A 633-nucleotide genomic window follows, 5' to 3' on the forward strand; every position below is an offset into this window, starting at 1 on the left:
GCGCCATTCATCCAATTCCGCGGCCGGGATGACCAGCTGCGGCGCTGGCCAATCGACGTTGGCCGGCCTCGCGTCTAGGGTGGCGATGGAGCAAACCTCCTCATAGAGACGCGTCTTGCGCGGACCGAACGCCCACAAATGGCGCAGCCAGCCGGCTGGGAAGCGATTGACCAACCCGAACTGCAGCTCCTGCGGGTAGCCGATGCGCTCCGGTATGCCGGCCATGAACGGTATCAGGGCCGCCTTGATCGTGCTCGTCATGAGATAGGCCGAGCCATAATTCTGCTGGCGAAGCTCGCGCACCAGGCTGCGGCGCTCCGCCAGGCCGAGCTCCATATGACGCTTCTTTAGGGGCCACGCTTTGCGGACATGCGGCATGAACCGCGCAAAAGAGACGTTGCCGGGCGAGGTCACGACGTCGATCGGGCGCTCGGGAAACCGCTCCGCGAGGATGCGGATGGCCGAATGACAGCGGACGAAATCGCCGACCGCCGGAAAGCCGACCAGGAGGATTGGATCCAAGACGCATACCTTTCAATTCATCGGCGTCGGCGCAGCCGCCGCCATCCAGGAGATTGACTTGGCTCGTTTCGGCTGCCTATTGCCGCTACTCCGTCCGGTGGGTCCATATTC

At 63.5% G+C, this 633-nt stretch carries 1 protein-coding gene; it reads right to left on the bottom strand.

Annotated features, from left to right (window positions below):
* Positions 1-522, bottom strand: a 522-nt coding sequence (locus tag EN780_RS36625) for a glycosyltransferase family 9 protein (protein ID WP_281035419.1), incomplete at its 3' end; no start/stop codon positions are given.
* Positions 523-633 lie beyond the last annotated feature (111 nt).

This window comes from Mesorhizobium sp. M4B.F.Ca.ET.089.01.1.1, assembly GCF_004022605.1.
GTDB lineage: Bacteria > Pseudomonadota > Alphaproteobacteria > Rhizobiales > Rhizobiaceae > Mesorhizobium > Mesorhizobium abyssinicae.